18 protein-coding genes and 1 pseudogene are annotated in these 18,762 nt (G+C 40.9%); 14 read left to right on the forward strand and 5 right to left on the reverse strand.

Going from position 1 to position 18,762, the window contains the following annotated elements; translation table 11 throughout:
• The first annotated feature begins 185 nt into the window (after positions 1-185).
• The 3 genes from RM347_RS15905 to RM347_RS15915 all read left to right on the forward strand — a co-directional run bounded on the left by RM347_RS15905 (position 186) and on the right by RM347_RS15915 (position 3,236).
• Positions 186-1,040 (forward strand): phytanoyl-CoA dioxygenase family protein, encoded by an 855-nt coding sequence (locus RM347_RS15905; RefSeq protein ID WP_322719375.1) that lies wholly within the window; start codon positions 186-188, stop codon positions 1,038-1,040.
• Between the two features lie 193 nt (positions 1,041-1,233).
• Positions 1,234-2,316 carry a class I fructose-bisphosphate aldolase gene (locus RM347_RS15910; RefSeq protein ID WP_322719374.1) on the forward strand — a complete coding sequence of 361 codons (1,083 nt, stop codon included), beginning with the start codon at positions 1,234-1,236 and terminating at the stop codon, positions 2,314-2,316.
• 554 nt (positions 2,317-2,870) lie between these two features.
• Positions 2,871-3,236, forward strand: a complete 366-nt coding sequence (locus RM347_RS15915; protein WP_322719373.1) for a hypothetical protein — start codon at positions 2,871-2,873, stop codon at positions 3,234-3,236.
• Here the strand turns inward: RM347_RS15915 and RM347_RS15920 are convergent.
• Positions 3,215-3,430: a hypothetical protein gene (locus RM347_RS15920; protein ID WP_322719372.1), complete on the reverse strand. Its 216-nt coding sequence runs from the start codon at positions 3,428-3,430 to the stop codon at positions 3,215-3,217. The two genes, RM347_RS15915 and RM347_RS15920, sit on opposite strands and share 22 nt — an antisense overlap.
• Positions 3,431-3,614: 184 nt before the next feature.
• On the opposite strand from RM347_RS15920, the gene RM347_RS15925 reads away from it, so the two are divergent.
• Complete coding sequence (locus tag RM347_RS15925; RefSeq protein ID WP_322719371.1) at positions 3,615-4,781, forward strand: pyridoxal phosphate-dependent aminotransferase; 1,167 nt, start codon at positions 3,615-3,617, stop codon at positions 4,779-4,781.
• 129 nt (positions 4,782-4,910) lie between these two features.
• On the opposite strand, the gene RM347_RS15930 is transcribed toward RM347_RS15925, so the two are convergent.
• The 4 genes and pseudogenes from RM347_RS15930 to RM347_RS15945 all read right to left on the reverse strand — a co-directional run bounded on the left by RM347_RS15930 (position 4,911) and on the right by RM347_RS15945 (position 7,379).
• The gene (locus RM347_RS15930; RefSeq protein ID WP_322719370.1) at positions 4,911-5,168 is read right to left on the reverse strand and encodes a helix-turn-helix domain-containing protein; all 258 of its coding nucleotides are present in this window, start codon (positions 5,166-5,168) and stop codon (positions 4,911-4,913) included.
• A 101-nt stretch (positions 5,169-5,269) separates the two neighbouring features.
• Complete coding sequence (locus RM347_RS15935) at positions 5,270-5,728, reverse strand: DUF3592 domain-containing protein (protein WP_322719369.1); 459 nt, start codon at positions 5,726-5,728, stop codon at positions 5,270-5,272.
• Between the two features lie 167 nt (positions 5,729-5,895).
• A pseudogene (locus RM347_RS15940) lies at positions 5,896-6,146 on the reverse strand (Uma2 family endonuclease); the annotation flags it as partial.
• A gap of 45 nt (positions 6,147-6,191) precedes the next feature.
• The gene (locus RM347_RS15945) at positions 6,192-7,379 is read right to left on the reverse strand and encodes a tetratricopeptide repeat protein (protein WP_322719368.1); all 1,188 of its coding nucleotides are present in this window, start codon (positions 7,377-7,379) and stop codon (positions 6,192-6,194) included.
• A gap of 221 nt (positions 7,380-7,600) precedes the next feature.
• Between RM347_RS15945 and RM347_RS15950 the strand changes: the two genes are divergently transcribed.
• The 10 genes from RM347_RS15950 to RM347_RS15995 all read left to right on the forward strand — a co-directional run bounded on the left by RM347_RS15950 (position 7,601) and on the right by RM347_RS15995 (position 18,723).
• On the forward strand, positions 7,601-8,884 hold the full coding sequence (locus RM347_RS15950; protein WP_322719367.1) for a proton extrusion protein PcxA: 1,284 nt from the start codon (positions 7,601-7,603) through the stop codon (positions 8,882-8,884).
• Between the two features lie 227 nt (positions 8,885-9,111).
• Complete coding sequence (locus RM347_RS15955; RefSeq protein ID WP_322719366.1) at positions 9,112-9,588, forward strand: hypothetical protein; 477 nt, start codon at positions 9,112-9,114, stop codon at positions 9,586-9,588.
• A 201-nt stretch (positions 9,589-9,789) separates the two neighbouring features.
• The gene (locus tag RM347_RS15960) at positions 9,790-10,659 is read left to right on the forward strand and encodes a polyphosphate kinase 2 family protein (protein WP_322719365.1); all 870 of its coding nucleotides are present in this window, start codon (positions 9,790-9,792) and stop codon (positions 10,657-10,659) included.
• 118 nt (positions 10,660-10,777) lie between these two features.
• Positions 10,778-11,404, forward strand: a complete 627-nt coding sequence (locus tag RM347_RS15965) for a chemotaxis protein CheB (protein WP_322719364.1) — start codon at positions 10,778-10,780, stop codon at positions 11,402-11,404.
• Positions 11,405-11,830: 426 nt separating this feature from the next.
• A complete protein-coding gene (locus RM347_RS15970; RefSeq protein ID WP_322719363.1) occupies positions 11,831-13,726 on the forward strand; it encodes a CheR family methyltransferase in 1,896 nt (631 codons plus the stop codon).
• A 206-nt stretch (positions 13,727-13,932) separates the two neighbouring features.
• Positions 13,933-14,529: a tRNA-(ms[2]io[6]A)-hydroxylase gene (locus RM347_RS15975; protein WP_190893861.1), complete on the forward strand. Its 597-nt coding sequence runs from the start codon at positions 13,933-13,935 to the stop codon at positions 14,527-14,529.
• An 18-nt stretch (positions 14,530-14,547) separates the two neighbouring features.
• Positions 14,548-14,952, forward strand: coding sequence for a VOC family protein (locus RM347_RS15980; RefSeq protein ID WP_322719362.1), 405 nt, complete (start codon positions 14,548-14,550; stop codon positions 14,950-14,952).
• Positions 14,953-16,000: 1,048 nt separating this feature from the next.
• Positions 16,001-17,338 carry an alkaline phosphatase PhoX gene (locus tag RM347_RS15985; protein ID WP_322719361.1) on the forward strand — a complete coding sequence of 446 codons (1,338 nt, stop codon included), beginning with the start codon at positions 16,001-16,003 and terminating at the stop codon, positions 17,336-17,338.
• Between the two features lie 218 nt (positions 17,339-17,556).
• A complete protein-coding gene (locus RM347_RS15990) occupies positions 17,557-18,045 on the forward strand; it encodes a GNAT family N-acetyltransferase (RefSeq protein ID WP_322719360.1) in 489 nt (162 codons plus the stop codon).
• On the forward strand, positions 18,046-18,723 hold the full coding sequence (locus RM347_RS15995) for a ComF family protein (protein WP_322719359.1): 678 nt from the start codon (positions 18,046-18,048) through the stop codon (positions 18,721-18,723).
• Positions 18,724-18,762: the final 39 nt, after the last annotated feature.

Raw genomic sequence — 18,762 nt, forward strand, 5'->3', positions numbered from 1 at the left:
AGATCAATTTGTTGGCGAATCGGGTATGCAATACTCATTAATACCTAAGCTAGTAATGACTGACTTAAATTAAATGAGTATTTTAACCGATTAAAAAAAACATCGATTATTTAAGTATTTTTGGCAATGTCTATTAATAATTAAAAGAGTTAAATTTTAATTGTTAATAGATGCAAGGTTTTAATATGTACTTAACAGAAGAACAATTATTAATCTATAAAGAGCAAGGATTTCTTTTATTATCAGAATATATCTCCCGCACTGAGGTCGGAATTGTCAAAGCAGAATTATCTGCACTGTCTACAGAAAAATCGCCTCGAAAAATTCTTGAGAAAGATGGTAAAACTGTACGCTCACTTCACGGGTTGCATACTAAAAATGATGTTTTAAATTGCCTAACACGACATCCATTTATTGTTGAGCCTGCTATGCAAATAGTTGGCAATCAAGTATATACATATCAATTCAAAGCAAATCTTAAGGCAGCATTTACTGGTGATATTTGGAAATGGCATCAAGACTATATCTATTGGCACAAGGAGGATGGAATGCCAAGACCGCAAGTAGTCAATGCTATGTGTTTATTAGATGATATGAATGAATTTAATGGACCACTATTTGTTATCCCTGGCTCCCATAAAGAAGGGATGATTAATATTATGGCTCATAATTCTAGACTAACAAACACAAATTCTGATACTTCTGGTGATAACCCTGCATGGGTATCAAGTTTTAGTGCTAATTTGAAATATTCTGTAAACCAGGAATTAGTTACTAATTTAGTATCAAAGTATGGAATTACTTTGATAAAGGCTGCGGCTGGTTCAGTATTATTTTTTGATAGTAATATTGTACATGCTTCATCAAATAATATCTCGCCATTTGGGCGTTCTACTGTGATTGTTACTTATAACAGTATTGAAAATATTCCTTTACCAGTTCAAAATCCCCGACCAGATTTTCTTGTGAGTCAAGATTATCGACCAGTCATTCCTGTAGCACCTGATGCGTTATCCCAGTTTTCTAGCGTTAAGGTTTAACAGAAATACTGATGCCATTTTTGTATAAATATGCGCTAAATTCTCAAAAAGAGGGCATTTGGTATAAGTGTGATTAAGACTGCTATATCAGAAGGATTTTACATATAGTTAATCTCCGCACAACCAGGTTAGCAATATTAAAAATGCTATCTTAAAAGCAAAGGTCATTTGCTCAATTTTTGAGGAAAACGCTATGACTACAACGCTCATAGAGGCTAATTCTATCGAGTCATTGCTAGGTAAAGAGGCTGAAGACCTACTTACCTACAAAGCAAAAGTTTCTCAGGATTTACTACATTTGCCAGGGCCAGACTTTGTAGATCGAATCTGGCTCAACAGCGATCGCAACCCTCAAGTATTGCGTAATCTCCAGCTACTTTATTCTACTGGTCGTCTTGCATATACTGGGTATCTCTCTATTCTACCGGTGGATCAAGGGATTGAACACTCAGCAGGTGCGTCTTTTGCGCCCAATCCGATTTACTTTGACCCAGAAAATATTGTCAGGCTAGCGATCGCCTCAGGTTGCAATGCGGTTGCTACCACTTTGGGGACATTAGGTATCGTTTCGCGCAAATATGCCCACAAAATTCCCTTTATTGTCAAAATCAATCACAATGAATTGCTGACTTTCCCCAATCAATTTGACCAGGTATTGTTTGCTGATGTGGAACAAGCTTGGAATTTAGGGGCCGCCGCCGTAGGTGCGACAATTTACTTTGGTTCAGAGCAGTCTACTAGACAAATTCAGGAAATCAGCAAAGCTTTTAAACGCGCTCATGAACTGGGGATGGTCACAATTCTCTGGTGCTATCTGCGGAACAACGCTTTTAAACAAGATAAAGATTACCACGTTGCTGCTGACCTCACCGGACAGGCGAATCATTTGGGTGTAACTATTGAAGCTGACATCATTAAACAAAAGTTGCCCGAAAATAACAATGGTTACGGTGCAATTGCCAAAGCCACTGGTAAAAGTTACGGCAAAACTGATGAGCGCGTTTACACAGAGTTGACAACTGACCACCCAATTGATTTAACTCGTTACCAGGTACTAAATTGTTACTCTGGGCGCGTGGGGCTGATTAATTCTGGTGGGGCGACTGGTAAAAATGACTTCGCAGAAGCAGTTCGCACTACTGTAATTAACAAACGCGCTGGTGGTTCGGGATTAATTTCCGGGCGGAAGACGTTCCAGCGACCGTTTGAGGAAGGAGTCAAACTATTTCACGCCATTCAAGATGTTTACTTGTCGCCAGATGTGACTATAGCTTAGGGACTGGGGACACTTCTCTTCTCTACGAGAGGCTACGCCCTAAGCGTAGCTATGCCGCAGGCTTTACGAGACGCTGCGCGTAGCTTGCTTCCACGCGGTGGTACGACAAACGTTAGTTGAGCGCAGTCGAAACTCAGTGCACCGCTGGGAATTTGGGAAGAGTTTTCCCGATAGCCAATGCGTCAATAAGCAATACTCAGTTACTAATTCATGCCCTTGATTTTCCATCGTTTCTCTGTCAATAGATAGATAAAGAGTTAATCAAATTAGAAAAATAGGTGGGTAATTCCCACCTTACTTTTTATTGATATATGGCGGTTTTCGATTGGTTGAGTTACTGTTTTGACCTTTCTCCAAAGCTCTATCCTAAAAGGAGAGAGGCTTTGAATCTTTCCCCTTTCCCGTGTAGGGAAGGGGGCTAGGTCTGTCTGTATACTTGTCCTCACCGAATTGAAAATAGTTATATAGGCAACCAGCCTAGAGGAAGACGTTCACTCAATCCGAATTTCCTAATATTTAAACGTTTATTAAATATTGAGAAGGAAATTTTTCCCATGTTGGAAATCCAAAGAATATTTAATCAATTGCGTCGCAAAATCGCGATAGTCATGCTGGCAGGTTTATTTTGGTTAATTAGCTTACCTGCTATTTCAGCTCAGGCAGAAGGTTATTATTCGAAAAAAAACCACAAGGTAGAAGCAACTAAACCTTATTACGCCACCAAAGACCGCCGGGTACAAAATGAACCTTCCAGACCTTATTACGCCACCAAAGAACGTCAGAAACAAAAAGCTAATATCCCAGCAACTGGCGATGATTATCTCGACAGTGGAAGGCGTGGAATAGAAGGGATTCCTAGAGACGGAGGAAGTGAAAGTAGACCAAGAAATTCCAGAAGTTATGCTGAACCGAGGCGGTGAGGAAGCGCTCCTTGAGAGCGAAAGACTACGATCGCACTAAAATTAAAAAAGAACTTGCGCCCAATAAAGCCGCAAAAGGGGATTTTGATTGAGTCACCAAACTTCGCTACAATCCAAATCCAACAGAAATAATTACCCTTACACTCTACCTCCAAAGGAGGCTTGGTCAGATTGATAGCTGTTTTTAATTGCATAGAAGGTTTTTCTTTGGTAGGGGCGTACAGCTGTGCGCCCTTGCATCTATAGATACCTAGCTGCTAAATAAGAGTGCAAATGTTTGCGAACTAGACTAGATCAGAGAATTCTAAAGAGGCAAATCTTGGTAAGGATTCTGGGATATCCTTAGATAAGTGAAAGATTTGCCAAAAAATAGTAAGAATGAAGCTGGCAGCAAGAGTAAGTCAGGTAACACCTTCATTAACCTTAGCGATCGCAGCCAAGGCTAAGGCACTGAAGGCAGAGGGAATAGATGTTTGTAGTTTTAGCGCTGGAGAACCAGATTTTGATACCCCAGCGCATATTAAAGCCGCAGCAGTAAAAGCTTTGGAAGAAGGCAAAACCAAGTATGGTGCAGCAGCTGGAGAACCAAAGTTAAGGGAAGCGATCGCCCACAAGCTTAAAACTGATAACGGTCTTGATTACAAGTCAGAGAATGTCATCGTCACCAATGGCGGTAAGCATTCTCTGTACAACTTGATAGTGGCGCTGATCGATCCAGGCGATGAGGTAATTATCCCTGCACCCTACTGGCTAAGTTATCCCGAAATGGTGACTTTGGTTGGTGGAGTTTCAGTGATTGTACCCACCGATGCCACGACGGGTTATAAAATTACTCCCGAACAACTCCGTAAAGCAATCACGCCCAAGACAAAGCTATTTATCCTCAACTCCCCATCTAATCCCACAGGGATGGTTTACACGCCAGATGAAATCAAAGCACTGGCGCAGGTAGTCGTTGATGCAGATATCTTTGTCGTCTCTGATGAGATTTACGAAAAGATTCTCTACGACGGTGCAGAACATATCAGCATCGGTTCTCTTGGGAAGGAAATTTTTGACCGTACTTTGATCAGTAATGGGTTTGCGAAGGCTTATTCCATGACTGGGTGGAGACTTGGTTATTTAGCGGGGCCTGTGAAAATCATTAAAGCAGCGAGTTCCATCCAAGGGCATAGTACATCTAACGTGTGTACCTTTGCCCAATATGGTGCGATCGCGGCTTTGGAAAGTTCTCAAGATTGTGTCGAAGAAATGCGCCAAGCCTTCGCCAAACGGCGACAGGTGATGCTAGACAGACTCAACGCCATTCCCGGATTGAGTACCGCAAAACCAGATGGCGCTTTTTATCTGTTCCCTGATATCAGCAAAACCGGTCTAAAATCCCTAGAATTTTGTGACGCCTTGCTGGAAAAACACCAAGTTGCAGTCATTCCTGGAATTGCTTTTGGTGCTGATGACAACATTCGCCTTTCCTACGCCACAGATATGGCGACGATTGAAAAGGGAATGGATAGATTAGAGAAATTTGTCAAGTCTCGTATTTAATTAGTTGTCATTTGTGAGGAGAATTTACCAACTCCCCAACTTTTTAACTCCACCTTTTCGACTCAGAACGGGTGGAGTTGATTTTAAAACCTGATGTTTTGTGTTCCAAACTTGAAGTTTCAAATTCTTTTAGCAAGACATCGCTTGTTTAATTGGCTCTAATTCATCCAAAAACAACTCACGGGATTCGAGATAATATAAGATTGCTTCAATAGGATCTAGTGCTTCGATTGGGTAATGCCCTTGCTCGTATGTTTCCACAAGCGTAATTAAAACTTCCAAGCGGTCAAACTCTGGTGTATTTAGTTCTGCATCAAACAATCTTTCAATTTCATCAAGTGCAGCACGATAATCAGCTTTGGTGCGGATCGGACAGGGTTCAAGCATAGGTATTACTGGCTCAAATATTTAATTACATATTCTTAATACAGATTTCAGTCAGAATTTTGATCCAAGATTAAAAAATAAGTCTATTTTCCAAAAAACTTTTATTTAGAACTTATCAAACGCGGAAATGACCTGACTAGTACAATTCCTCCAATCAAGGCAAAAATTGATCCTAAGCTGATAAACATAACAGGTAAAAACCATAAACTTAGCCAGGAGTTGATCGTGGCAGAATTTGGCTTTTCAGGACTGTATAATATTTCTACCTGCTGACCTTTAGTAAATTCTGGTGGATTACTGCCTGAATTTGCTTCAAAAACTGTTGGTTCACCAGAGGGAGTGGTAAATTTCACCACTGGATAGTAGGCATAAGAGAAACGACCTTTACTGTCGGTTGATGAACGTTGCACTAAATCGATTATTGTCCCTTGTGCTGGTATTGCCTTGCCCACAAAAGAACGAGTATTCAGTCCAATTATTATGCCCGTGACGGCAATTATGCTACCAACACCGCCGAATATTGAACCAAATATCCGAAAGAACTTTGTATCTTCATTCATAAAATGTTCAAAAGTTTGATTTCACCAAAAGTTTTGATTTCAACTTTTAGGTTGATATTTTTAGATTAGGTAAAAATCGGGGAGAACTAGGGGAGACAAGTCTTGAGACTATAACCCAATCTGAAATTGGGCGTTCCCAGCCTCATGTTTTTGAAGTTCCGCACATTCTAGACAAACAACCGCGCCACAGTGCAAACAAAATTTGGTAACAGAGGTGAAGAGAGGTCATCTGTTGCAAATAATGTTGCCACTAATTTCAGAACTGCTTTTTCTCGACGATACACTTCAACTTGTTGTAATTGCCAGTTCAAAATCCAATATTCTTGAACTCCTCTAGAAGCATATAATTTTAGCTTGACTTCGCGTAGGCGTAGCCCGCCGTAGCATCGCGTCGCTCGTTTTGGACTCCAGGGGGAAGGGTACAGAGGAGAGGAATTTTCCCCCTTGCCCCCTGCCCTCTCTCCTACATCAACTCCATCTCTCGCAACCCCTGGCGTAGTCTCTTCGCCTCTTCGGGATTATACCTTTCATGAAGGGCGATCGCTTTTTTAAAAGCTGTTAAACTATCTTGATGATTGCCAGCTTTGAGCAACACTACTCCTAAATTTTGATAGGCTTCGGCATAGTTGGGATTTAACGCGATTGCATTTTGATAACATGCGATCGCATCTGTAAATAAACCCAGAGCCTTAAATATCATCGCCAAATTATAATGTCCAAAAACAAAAGTCGGGTCAATTTTCAAAGTTGTGGTGTAAGCAGCTTTTGCACCATTTAAATCTCCTGCTGCTTTGAGTAAGTTTCCCAAGTTATTGTATGCTCCTAATTTGAGCATGGGGTAAATTGGCAATTTGATGGCAGTTTTATAGTGAGAAATAGCCTGTGGGGATTTTTGCAACCGACTGTAGGCAATGCCTAAATGATAGTGGAGTTCATATAAAATATCGTAATTTTCTTCAGCAAAGGTGATTCCTCGTCTGAGTAACTCCATACCTTGAGTAATTTTCCCAGTTTCCACATACAACGCCCCTAATTTACTGCAAACATAAGGGTCATCAGGATGAGTCGCAAGAAACCCTTCCATCGCCGTAGCTGCTTTGGCATATTTGTTATTTTGAGCGATCGCACTTTTTTGATATCCTACGTGTAAAAGCGCCACCCCTGGTAAATAACCTACTTGCCAATGGGGTTCTTTAGTTAAAATTGCTGACACGCTATCATCGACTAAGGCATGGTAAGGACGGTCAAAACGAATATCTGGATGATTGCGGAACAGCCTGGAAACCAGAGAATAGGGAGATTGTTCTGCACCAACTTCATGGCGGACGAGGTTGATGAGCAGGTATTCATCTCTTGCGATCGCCTCTCGTAACTGCGGTACAATTGCTGGAGTCAGAGTTTCATCAGCATCTAATACTAAAATCCAATCACCAGTGACATATTTGAGAGCTGCATTGCGGGCAGCACTGAAGTCATTACACCATTTAAAATGATGGACTTTTGCACCGAGTTGTTGGGCAACATTGGGAGTGCGATCAATTGAGCCTGTATCCAACACTACCATTTCATCCACCACTTTTCTGACACTGTTCAGGCATTTAGGCAGTGTTGCGGCTTCATTTTTCACAATCATGCACAGACTGAGTTTCATATTGCCAATAAATTCTGGATTCAGATTTTTTGCTTGCTATAGTGACCAACTTTTATTTTGTGCCGATATGCATCAGATCATCATACTGGCAAGTTTTTCACAAAATAATAGATTTATCTAATATGTCTTGGGTAATAGTTAATAATATTTTAAACTAGCTATTACCCATTTTTCATGTTTATATAACTATAATACACATTGTATAAATAATCATATATGTAATGAAACCTTCATTTGCCAGAACAGTAAATTTAGTTCGTAGAAATCTTAAAGAATACTTGCGATCGCTTAACCATTGGTTTTTAGATACACCAGAAAGGGCACTCTTAGAAGCTCACCAAGCAGCTCAGAGAATTAAAAACATCGAACTAGAACATTTTGACAACAAAAAAATATCTTTAAAATCAGTAAAATACACTGAAAATGTTATGTCATATTGGCAAGGCTACCTTGATAAAAATTTAACTATTATCAAGATCAGGCTTGCAGAATTCCAGCTTAGTCGGGGAGTTATCAATATTTCTAATTCTGTTCTATTAGAAAAACTAAAGGTTATTGATGAAGTTGTAGAGAAGTACGCTATCAAAGATAAACTAATTAGTAACAGTGCATTCGGGTCAACTTCTCAACCCATACAAATTAATAATAACGAATTTAATAAACAGCCAGACTCATCTATTACTAATGATATTAAAGGAACACCTCCATCTCCAGATACTGGAGTATTTCGGAGTTCTATAGGCAAAACATTTAATAGAGTTAAAGCAGATTTTGCACCACAGGCAGAAGAAGAATTTGTCAGAAATTATCGAATTTCTAGAAATAGAACAATAATTTCCTTAAGATTTTTGGCAGCTCTAATTATTGTACCGCTTTTAACTCAGCATTTATCTAAAGAATTTTTATTAACTCCAATATTAGAAAGGATTAGAGGAGATAATCCAACTCAAATTTTCCTAAATTCTGATATAGAAAAAGAAGCTCTCCACGAATTACATAATTTTCAAGAAAAGCTGAGATTCGAATATTTAATTAATCAAGCGCCGCCACTTTCTTCAGAGCTAACACAAGAAAAAATCAAAGATAAAGCAGTTAAAATATTTGAAGAAGTTCGGATAAAAACTAATCGTGGCATTAGTAATATTTTTGCTGATTTAATATCACTATTTTCTTTTGGTATAGTTATCGCTCTGAGCAAAAGAGAAATTCTGATTCTCAAGTCTTTTATTGATACTCTTGTCTATGGTCTCAGCGATAGTGCTAAAGCTTTTTTAATTATTCTGTTTACAGATATATTTGTAGGATTTCACTCACCTGATGGGTGGGAAATCATTCTTGAAGGATTGGCAGAACATTTAAGTCTACCAGCCAGTAGAAATGTAATCTTTTTATTTATTGCTACATTTCCTGTGATTTTAAATACTATCTTTAAATACTGGATATTCCGCTATCTCAGTCGTTTATCTCCGTCGGCATTAGCTACATTAAAAGAAATGGACGAGTAATTTGGATTACCCCAAACATAAATTTGCTTACTTTGAGAAGGTAATGTATTTTTTCATAAATCAATGAATTAATTACGATTTACGTTAGTGAGTATTTGTACTCCTACTCTTAAGCAAGCTAGCAAGAGCTTCTTGTAGAGAGCGTCATTACCAATTACGAATTATTTTGACGCATTTGTCTTCTGATTCGCTAGGCTATGTATATCCTGGTTCTTCCCAAGCGTGCTATGGATTTTGAAAGTAAAGTCAATGCCTCAACTCCTACAGACAACATAGAGTTTGCTCAACCAACTACTACCCGGAAGCCACTGGAATTGCTGCGAGATACTGAAGCTTTGCTACGTCGCCCAACTGTAGCAACACTGTCGCCAATTTTGCCATCAAAACTCAGCAATAAATTCCAAGCAACCTCGTCTTTTGCAGATGACTACTTTCAGGAACTGGCAGAACTTGACCTAGACACTATTAGTGATTTTGAACTGCGTCCTGCACGAATTTTTGTTGGCTTGAGCCTTGTTGGTTTTGGGGCGCTGATGATATTGTTGCTGCTGCTGTACTTAAACACTTTGCATCCAAAACTCAGTACAGTTGAGCAGATTCGGCAATACTGGTATCAATATGTTTGGTTTGTGAGCTTAGGTGTCACGGGGATGTTTATCTTAGGTCGTGAAGCGATGCGTCCTATGCCAAAGCGACGGAAGTAATTCGTAATGAAGTTTTGTCAGAAGGATTTAGAAAGAGCCATAAAACTTGCTGATGACAAAGAGGGGGATTAAAACCCCCAAAAGATTGCTTGAAAGCTATGAATTCTCAATCAAAATAATTTAATTAATAAATTATAACTTTCAGGAATTAATACTTAAAAATGTGCTTGTGTATTAAGTAACCGTTAGGAGATTTTATACATGAATCATGATGCTTTCATTGTTCCGCCAGGTTCAAAGATTTCTTTGAAAAAAAACTATGACCCAGCTTATAAGACTGATTTTCACGAAAAAACTGATGCTGCAACCAAATTACAGGCAGATATTGAACGACTAGCTAATTACCAAAATATTCTTTATGCTCAAAACACCTATGCTTTATTGATTATTTTTCAAGCAATGGATGCTGCTGGCAAAGATAGCACTATTAAACACGTGACCTCTGGTGTGAATCCGCAAGGATTTCAGGTGTTTAGTTTTAAGGGACCCAGTGCGGAAGAATTAGACCATGACTATCTGTGGCGAACAACAAAGGCTTTGCCAGAAAGAGGACGAATTGGGATATTCAACCGTTCATACTATGAAGAAGTGCTAGTAGTCCGTGTCCATCCAGAAATGCTTAATAAACAACAACTTCCCCACTTCCCTGAGGGAAATAAGATATGGAAACAGCGTTTTGAAGAAATCAATAATTTTGAAAAATATTTGGTTGACAATGGTGTAATCATCCTGAAGTTTTTTCTTAATGTTTCCAAATCAGAGCAGAAAAAACGCTTTTTACAACGGATTGATTCTCCTGAAAAAAATTGGAAGTTTTCAGATAGTGATGTCCGAGAACGAGCTTTTTGGGATGATTATATGAATGCTTATGAAGAAGTTTTCAACAACACTAGTACAAAATGGGCCCCGTGGTATATTATTCCTGCCGATCGCAAATGGTTTACACGCCTGACCGTTGCCAATATCATCTGCACAAAATTACAAGAACTAAATCTGCAATACCCAACAGTTAGTGAGGAACATAGGCAGCAACTTTTGCAGGCAAAACGGATTCTAGAGCAGGAGGATTGACCTATTCAGTTAATAAATAAAAGCAAAAAAAATGCTGCTAGAGTATATATATGTAAATTAATTAATGCTTTTTGTAACAAAAAAGCGAAGCTTGTCTTATAGTGACAGCCAAAAAATCATGATTCAGATGGCAGAAGATGCGAACAATCATCTATCTCACTTTACTAATGCTGCCTTTGATATCGTGGCGATCGCAGCCTCAGCAGGCGGTCTGACTGCTCTAGCTAAAGTGCTATCAACTCTACCCGCAGAATTTCCAGGCGCGATCGCTATTGTGCAACACCTCGCTCCCGAATATCGGTCGCTTATGGCAGAAATTCTTGGTCGGCGCACAGATATTACCGTTAAACAGGCACAAGAGGGAGATTGCCTTACCCCAGGAACGGCTTACATTGCCCCACCCAATCGTCACCTGTTGGTTAACGGTGACGGCACCCTTTCTTTATCACAGTCGGAATTAGTACATTTTTTACGTCCTTCAGCTGACCTATTATTTGAATCGGTTGCAGCCACTTACAAAGATAGAGCGATCGCTGTTGTGCTAACTGGAACTGGTAGCGACGGCGCGATGGGAGTAGAAGCGATAAAAAAAATGGGCGGTACTGTTATTGTCCAAGACGTAAAAACTGCCGAATTTTCCGGGATGCCCACCGCTGCAATTCAAACTGGCAACGTAGATTTTATTCTCCCTTTGGATGAAATCTCCAGCACTCTGGTGACTTTGGTGATGGGAGAATATAACTAAGCAGAGGGGCGGAGGGGCAGGGGAGCAGGGGAGCAGAGGAGATATGTTTTAGAATGCAACTTGGTGTCACCATAGTTTCATGAGTCTTTGATACGCATTAATGAGGCTCAGAACTCCTTTAAGGGACTTCCAACTAAAAAAATATCCTATTGCTGTGGAGGCAGGTGGGCAGGGAGCAGGGAGCAGGGGGAGAAAGAAAAATCTTATCTGAGTAAATTTGGATAATTTATTTTCTGGAAGTCCCTAATGAGTCTTTAATACTCATTAATGAAGCTCAAAACTCCTTTAATGAGTCTTTGATACGCATTAGGGAACTCCAAAAAATAAATTATCCAATTTCAATCTTTCAAAACAACTTTCCCTCTCCCTGCCCCCTGCCCCCTGCCCCCTGCCCTCTGCCCCCTGCCCCCTGCCCCTCCCTACCCTATGACTTCCGCAGAAAGAGATCCCAAATTTGAAAATCTACTGATTTATCTCAGACAAAGTCGGGGATTTGATTTTACAGGCTATAAACGCTCGACTTTGATGCGTCGGGTATGGAAGCGGATGCAGTCATTGACTATAGAAAGTTTTGAAGAGTATCAAGACTATCTAGAAGTTTATCCAGATGAATTCAATTATCTTTTCAACACTATCCTAATTAATGTCACCGCTTTTTTTCGAGATTTATCAGCTTGGCAATATCTCGCAAAGCAAATACTGCCTAATCTGATTAAGAATAAAAAAACTTCTGACCAAATTCGCATCTGGAGCGCTGGCTGTGCTTCTGGAGAAGAAGCTTATACCCTGGCAATGTTAATGGCTGAAATTTTGGGAGCAGAAGAATTTCGCCAACGAGTGAAAATTTACGCCACAGATGTAGATGAAGAGGCTCTCAACCATGCTCGGCAAGCTGTGTATTCAGCAAAAGATGTCCAAGCGGTGCCAGATGAACTACGGCAGAAATACTTTGAGATTATCGGGAATCGCTATGTCTTCCGCCAAGACTTACGCCGCTCAGTGATTTTTGGTCGCCACGATCTGCTTCAGGATGCGCCGATTTCGCGCTTAGATTTGCTGGTCAGCCGCAATACATTAATGTATTTTAATTCTGAGACTCAAGGGCGAATTTTGGCCCGGTTTCATTTTGCACTAAATGATAATGGCTATCTGTTTTTGGGAAAAGCAGAGATGCTATTGATGCATTCTAGTCTGTTTACTCCACTAGACTTAAAAAACCGGATATTTACTAAGGTATCGACGGTGAATCTACGCGATCGCCTCTTAGTTATGGCAAATTCAATAGATGACGAATCTAGCAGCCGTTTGTCTCGAAATCTCCGGCTGCGAGACATGGGTTTTGACAAAGCACCAATCGCCCAAGTAGTGGTTGATATCAATGGCACTCTGGTAATGGTAAACGAGCAGGCGCGGACTTTGTTTGCTCTTTCCCCCAAAGATTTAACTCGTCCCTTCCAGGATCTAGAACTTTCCTATCGACCAGTTGAATTGCGATCGCTAATAGAACGGGCTTATACTGAACGCCGCCCCATCAATCTGACAAATGTAGAGCGTTATTTGTCTAACACAGAAACGCAATATCTGGATGTGCGAATTACGCCTTTGCAAGAAACAGACACCAGCTTTTTAGGAGTCAGTATTTCCTTTCATGATGTCAGCCGTTATATCAAACTCCAAGATGCCCTGCAACGTTCGCAACAGGAATTAGAAACTACCAACGAAGAACTGCAATCTACCAATGAAGAATTAGAAACTACCAACGAAGAACTACAATCTACTAATGAAGAATTAGAAACTACCAACGAAGAACTACAATCCACCAATGAAGAATTGGAGACGATGAATGAAGAACTCCAATCTACTAATGAAGAATTGCAGACAATTAATAACGAACTGAGCGAGCGCACCACAGAACTCAATCGCACAAACATTTTTCTGATCTCTATTCTCAAAAGTCTTCAAACTGGAATAGTGGTAATTGACAGCAGCTTTAACATCTCTATTTGGAATTACATGGTAGAAGATTTATGGGGCTTGCGAACTGATGAAGTTCTAGGAAAGTCTATCTTCAGCCTAGACATTGGGCTACCCGTCGAGCAGTTGCGATCGCCCATCCGCGACTCCCTCGCTGGGAAAAAACAGTTTCAAGAAATGCTCCTCGATGCTACCAATCGTCGGGGTAGGCAAATAAAATGTTATTTGGCAATCACTCCCCTGCTTGGTATTGAAATGCAAGGAGCAGTTTTGATAATGGTAGACGTACAGAAAGTCAGCAGTATGATTTCTATTCAAGAGATAGAGGAAAGGCGGCAGCAAGAATGAAGGAGGCAGGGGCAGGGGGAGCAGGGGAGGCAGGGGGAGAAATTTTGTTAGTTGCTTAATACAATCTGCAAATATGCAACACCGAATATTTTTATAGGGGCGCACAGAGGTGTATGGTTGGAGACTCACGTTTTAACGAGGAAATCTTTTAAAATCAATTTGCTGTGCTACTCAACTAAATTGCAATTTTGGAGTTTTGTGACTCTGTGTTTACTCAGTTACCGACTATCAACGTCCTGAAACAGCCCACTAGCTCTGCTTGGGTTGAACAAGCGATCGCTAACTTAGACATCATTTTACTCGACCACTCCCACTGTGAACGCAAAGCAGCAGGCGTGGCCTTGAACATGATGTTTCGCTATCCTTCCAATACTAAAATGGTTCGGGAACTAACTGCGATCGCCCGCGAAGAACTAGAACACTTTGAGCTAGTTAACCAATGGTTAGAACGCCGGAATATTCCCCTGGCTCCCTTACCACCGCCTCCCTACGGTGCGGGTTTAAAAGCTCAAGTCCGTCCCAAAGAACCTGAGCGATTCCTGGATTCCTTACTAGTCACTGGTTTAATTGAAGCTCGCTCTCACGAACGCCTGGGACTATTAGCTGCTCACTGTCCAGAGCCAGAATTAGCAAAATTTTATCGTGGGCTAATGGCATCCGAAGCGCGTCACTACGGTATATACTGGGTATTAGCTGCTACTTACTTCGACAGGGAAATAGTCATGCAACGGCTTGATGAATTGGCAATTGTCGAAAGTGAGTTGCTGGCGACTTTGCACCCAGAACCTAGAATTCACAGTTAGTAGACTAACCCAATAGATATGAAGCTTCAGCTAACACACCTGAGACTGCTTGTCTCCAACTACAAAGATTCTTTTCTGTTCTACCGGGATCTGCTGAAATTTGATGTCGATTGGGGCGATGAAGATAGCGGATATGCTGAGTTTAATACCGGATATCTCAAGCTGGGTTTGTTCAAAAAAGAATTAATGGCTGAAGTAGTTCCAAGAATCGAACAGCCTTCGTATGTTGTCAATCGAGATAAAATTGTCTTGATTTTCGCAGTCGATAACGTGGATGAGGTTTATGAGCAAGTAAAAGTTCAGAATGCGATCGTTGTGACTGAACCACAAGATCGCCCAGACTGGGGAATTCGCACAGCTCATTTTCGCGATCCTGATGGCAATCTCATCGAAATCTACAACAATCTAGGAATTGTCAGTTAAAAATTCGCTGTCAACAACGATAGTAATCTTGAATCATTCATGATACACAAGAACCCCGACTTATTTGAGAAGCCGGGGTTTTGCGGGTTGCAATTCTCACAAATCAAAGAGGATTGCTATATCCAATATATGAACCACAAACTTGGCTCTAACACCAAGCGTATTGCACTACAAATAGGGGATATATTTGCAATACCTTCCCCTGCAAATTTTAGGCATTTCTAGCCTTCCAAATTTCCCGATCATTAAAGCTAGAATAATGTTTAATTACAGTTCTAATCAGGCTAGCTTCGACTATTCAGGTTCACTGTCTATGTAGATGCTGGCTTTTTCTTCAGGACTATATTTATCAAACCAATCACCAACAGACCAACAATTGCCTCAGGTTCATGAATAGCAGTTGCTATCAACTAAGCGCTAAGATTCAACCTATAGTTTGGGTATGTGTCGCATACTTCTGGTTAAAGGTCTTCCTTCAAGAATATCTTACCCCTTAGCAATCCTTGTTTAGGATTCACGGAAGTATAAAAATCTAACCCTATTACATCTGTTGCAAAGTCAATTCCCAAATCAAAACCATTAAGTGTGTCAAAGTTGCGCGTTTGTAGAACAGTCTTTATGGATGTATCAAAGTTGCAATAGAAACTACTATCTGGTTGCGGAAAATCGTAGTTAAAATTTTGCAACAACTTTCCCTGTGGGTTGAAGAAAGAAATGGCGAAATTCAGTCAGTTGAGTCTTGGTAACAATGGTTACTAGAAAATTATCGTCATAGCTAAATTGCCCCTTAGCAAAATAACCTTGTTCTGCTAGGCAAGCAAGCTCAAAAGAATAGCTTTATTTCAAAAAATATTGAGTCCTATAGCTCTAGGATTTAGGGAATGGTCTTAAATAAGCCCTGTATACATCAATTTGCTAAAAATAAGGCAGATTTTATATAAATTCACCTTTTATTGACTAACCCTAAGTTAAATAAAGCATTACCCAAACTTAATCAAAATCAAATATTTTTTCTTCAGCATTATCTTTAAGTAATCAAACCATCCTCATGACATTTTCAAGACGTAAATTCTTTGCAATAGCAGGTACAACTGCTGTCGGCACCTTGATGGTGTCTCCTTTGGAAGGACTTCTTGCCAGAAAAGCCTTTGGTGAAAAACTTGGTACAGGATATGGGCCACTTTTCCCAGGTGCTGATGGAATTTTAGAAGTACCAAGAGGATTTCAGTATCGAGTTATATCTCGCACAGGCACCCTCATGAGTGATGGTAATTTAGAGCCTAGTAATCATGATGGTATGGCAGCCTTCCCTGGGCCCAAAAACACAACAATCCTAGTTCGTAATCACGAACTTAGCATCACTTCTGATACACGAGTACAAGTACCAAATCCCTACGATCCCATTTGCAGAGGTGGCACTACAACCCTGGTTGTTGGACGCGATCGCCAGTTGATCAAAGAGTTCAACTCTCTCGGTGGAACTATTCGTAACTGTGCAGGTGGTCTAACTCCTTGGGATTCATGGATTAGCTGTGAAGAAGATACAACTAGACCGACTGCAACTAATGGAGTCACAAAGTTACACGGTTATAACTTTGAGGTTCCAGCTAGCGACATCCCTCCTGTAGACCCAGTACCTCTAGTTGCTATGGGACGGTTTAATCATGAGGCTGTAGCTGTAGATCCCGAAACTGGATATGTCTATCAGACTGAAGATAGAGGAGATAGCCTGTTCTACCGTTTTATCCCGAAACAGTATGGCAATTTAAAAGCAGGAGGCACTCTCCAAGCTCTGAAGATTAAAGGTAAACCACCAGGAGTCAACACCAACACAGGTTTCGTCGTGGGACAGAAATGGGATGTAGATTGGGTGAACATTCCTGACCCCAACCCAACAACTACAGATAATGTCCGAGTGCAAGGCTTCAACTTAGGTGCAGCCCGGTTTAATCGCGGGGAAGGCATCTATTATGACGACAACAAAAATAAGAAAGATAAGAAAGGCAACAATGGTAAAGGTGAATTTTACTTCACTGCTACAAGTGGTGGACCTGTAGGCGGTGGTCAGGTCTGGCGCTATATTCCGGGTGAAGAGACAATTGAATTGTTTGTCGAGTCTCAATCTAAAGATGAACTCGATATGCCCGATAACATAGTCGTGGCACCTTTTGGCGATCTTATCCTCTGTGAGGACGGAGGCGGTGACAATTTCTTGATAGGTGTTACTCCCAGTGGTGAAATCTACAAATTTGCGCGTAATGCCCTTGAAACTGGTGAGTTTGCTGGAGCCTGCTTCTCCCCTGATGGCCATACTTTGTTCGTTAACATTCAAAGCCCTGGTATTACTTTAGCTATCTGGGGCCCTTGGAATAGTAATAGAGGCTAATATCAAGTCGTAACATCAATCTCAGCGCTCGCTACTATATCGCTGAATTATCCTTGGTAAGGAGACAAGGGGAGGGAAGACAATTCCCTCTCCTTGTCTGTTCATTGACACCTTGAGAGTACCGCCTGAAACGGACTCTGCCATAAAAGCTATTTGCTGGGTAAATTGGGATATAGATGCGGAAAAATTTTCTGTGTAAACTTGACCAGCAAATGGTAATGAAAAACTATTATCAAGATTTTTTAATTCGTGATTGGGTGAAAAGCGATCGCACAAGAGCCGCCGAAGTCATCAGTTATGTATTATCAGAATACGGTCTGGGTTGGGAACCAAAGGGCGCTGACCAAGATGTGCTGCAAGTAGAGGAATGTTATTTAGCTACTGGGGGAGAGTTTTGGGTAATTGAACACCAAAGCCAGTTAGTAGGTACTGGAGCATACTACCCCATACACCGGGGCGAAAAAGCTGTAGAAATCCGCAAAATGTATCTTTTGCCCAGTATTAGGGGTTTGGGATTAGGGAAATATTTGTTACAACAGCTAGAAGCAGCGATCGCAGAGCGTGGTTTTCAGCAAATTTGGATTGAAACCGCCAGTGTTTTGGTGGAAGCAGTCAAGCTGTATGAAAGCAACGGCTACACTCCAGCAACAGGAGTAGAAACAACAAGGTGCGATCGCGTATATGTTAAATTCCTCAACCAGCCCTAAATGCACACTTGGATTAAAAATCTCACAGGCTTACTCAATCTTTTTCTCCAATCCCATTGCCCCCTATGTCAACGCGCAACTTCCCAAGAATTCTGTCATAACTGCACTAGACAACTGCAAAAATGTCAACGTAAAGACCCGATTTCTCTTTGGCAAGAGCCAATACCAGTGTTTGGCTGGGGGGAGTATGGTGGCCCGGTGAAACGGGCGATCGCAGCGATGAAATACGAAAATCAACCCCAAATAGCTCGTCCCTTGGGTCAATGGTTAGGAGAAGCATGGTTGTTAAATTCACCGAGGCGAGATAGCCAGCCCGTGGTAGTTCCCATCCCACTCCACGCTAGCAAGCAAAAGCAACGTAAATATAATCAAGCCGCACTCATAGCACAAAGCTTCTGCGAAATAACTGGATTAAAATTGAAATTAAACGGTTTAGCAAGAGTGCGAGAAACGGAAGCGCAATTTGGTTTATCGGTATCTAAACGAGAAAAAAACTTGGCTAAAGCTTTTGCTGTTGGCCAAGAATTTCGCCGTCGTCCCCCAAATGCCCCAGTGCTGTTAGTGGACGACATTTATACTACTGGTGCTACTGCCAGGTCTGCTGTGCAAACACTTCGTCAGTATGGAATTGTGGTCTTAGGAATAGTAGCTGTAGCTACTGCCGTCAAAGATGGATAAATCCAGAATTAATGGGCAAGCTTTGGGTTAAAAGTGGAT

It is taken from the genome of Nostoc sp. ChiQUE02 (assembly GCF_034531305.2).
GTDB lineage: Bacteria > Cyanobacteriota > Cyanobacteriia > Cyanobacteriales > Nostocaceae > Nostoc.

Bases quoted from the DNA above. Each gene is read 5' to 3' on its own strand.
- RM347_RS15905 (WP_322719375.1), top strand. From the start codon at position 186: ATGTACTTAACAGAAGAACAATTATTAATCTATAAAGAGCAAGGATTT.
- RM347_RS15910 (WP_322719374.1), top strand. From the start codon at position 1,234: ATGACTACAACGCTCATAGAGGCTAATTCTATCGAGTCATTGCTAGGT.
- RM347_RS15915 (WP_322719373.1), top strand. From the start codon at position 2,871: ATGTTGGAAATCCAAAGAATATTTAATCAATTGCGTCGCAAAATCGCG.
- RM347_RS15920 (WP_322719372.1), bottom strand. From the start codon at position 3,430: ATGCAATTAAAAACAGCTATCAATCTGACCAAGCCTCCTTTGGAGGTA.
- RM347_RS15925 (WP_322719371.1), top strand. From the start codon at position 3,615: ATGAAGCTGGCAGCAAGAGTAAGTCAGGTAACACCTTCATTAACCTTA.
- RM347_RS15930 (WP_322719370.1), bottom strand. From the start codon at position 5,168: ATGCTTGAACCCTGTCCGATCCGCACCAAAGCTGATTATCGTGCTGCA.
- RM347_RS15935 (WP_322719369.1), bottom strand. From the start codon at position 5,728: ATGAATGAAGATACAAAGTTCTTTCGGATATTTGGTTCAATATTCGGC.
- RM347_RS15945 (WP_322719368.1), bottom strand. From the start codon at position 7,379: ATGAAACTCAGTCTGTGCATGATTGTGAAAAATGAAGCCGCAACACTG.
- RM347_RS15950 (WP_322719367.1), top strand. From the start codon at position 7,601: ATGAAACCTTCATTTGCCAGAACAGTAAATTTAGTTCGTAGAAATCTT.
- RM347_RS15955 (WP_322719366.1), top strand. From the start codon at position 9,112: ATGGATTTTGAAAGTAAAGTCAATGCCTCAACTCCTACAGACAACATA.
- RM347_RS15960 (WP_322719365.1), top strand. From the start codon at position 9,790: ATGAATCATGATGCTTTCATTGTTCCGCCAGGTTCAAAGATTTCTTTG.
- RM347_RS15965 (WP_322719364.1), top strand. From the start codon at position 10,778: ATGATTCAGATGGCAGAAGATGCGAACAATCATCTATCTCACTTTACT.
- RM347_RS15970 (WP_322719363.1), top strand. From the start codon at position 11,831: ATGACTTCCGCAGAAAGAGATCCCAAATTTGAAAATCTACTGATTTAT.
- RM347_RS15980 (WP_322719362.1), top strand. From the start codon at position 14,548: ATGAAGCTTCAGCTAACACACCTGAGACTGCTTGTCTCCAACTACAAA.
- RM347_RS15985 (WP_322719361.1), top strand. From the start codon at position 16,001: ATGACATTTTCAAGACGTAAATTCTTTGCAATAGCAGGTACAACTGCT.
- RM347_RS15990 (WP_322719360.1), top strand. From the start codon at position 17,557: ATGAAAAACTATTATCAAGATTTTTTAATTCGTGATTGGGTGAAAAGC.
- RM347_RS15995 (WP_322719359.1), top strand. From the start codon at position 18,046: ATGCACACTTGGATTAAAAATCTCACAGGCTTACTCAATCTTTTTCTC.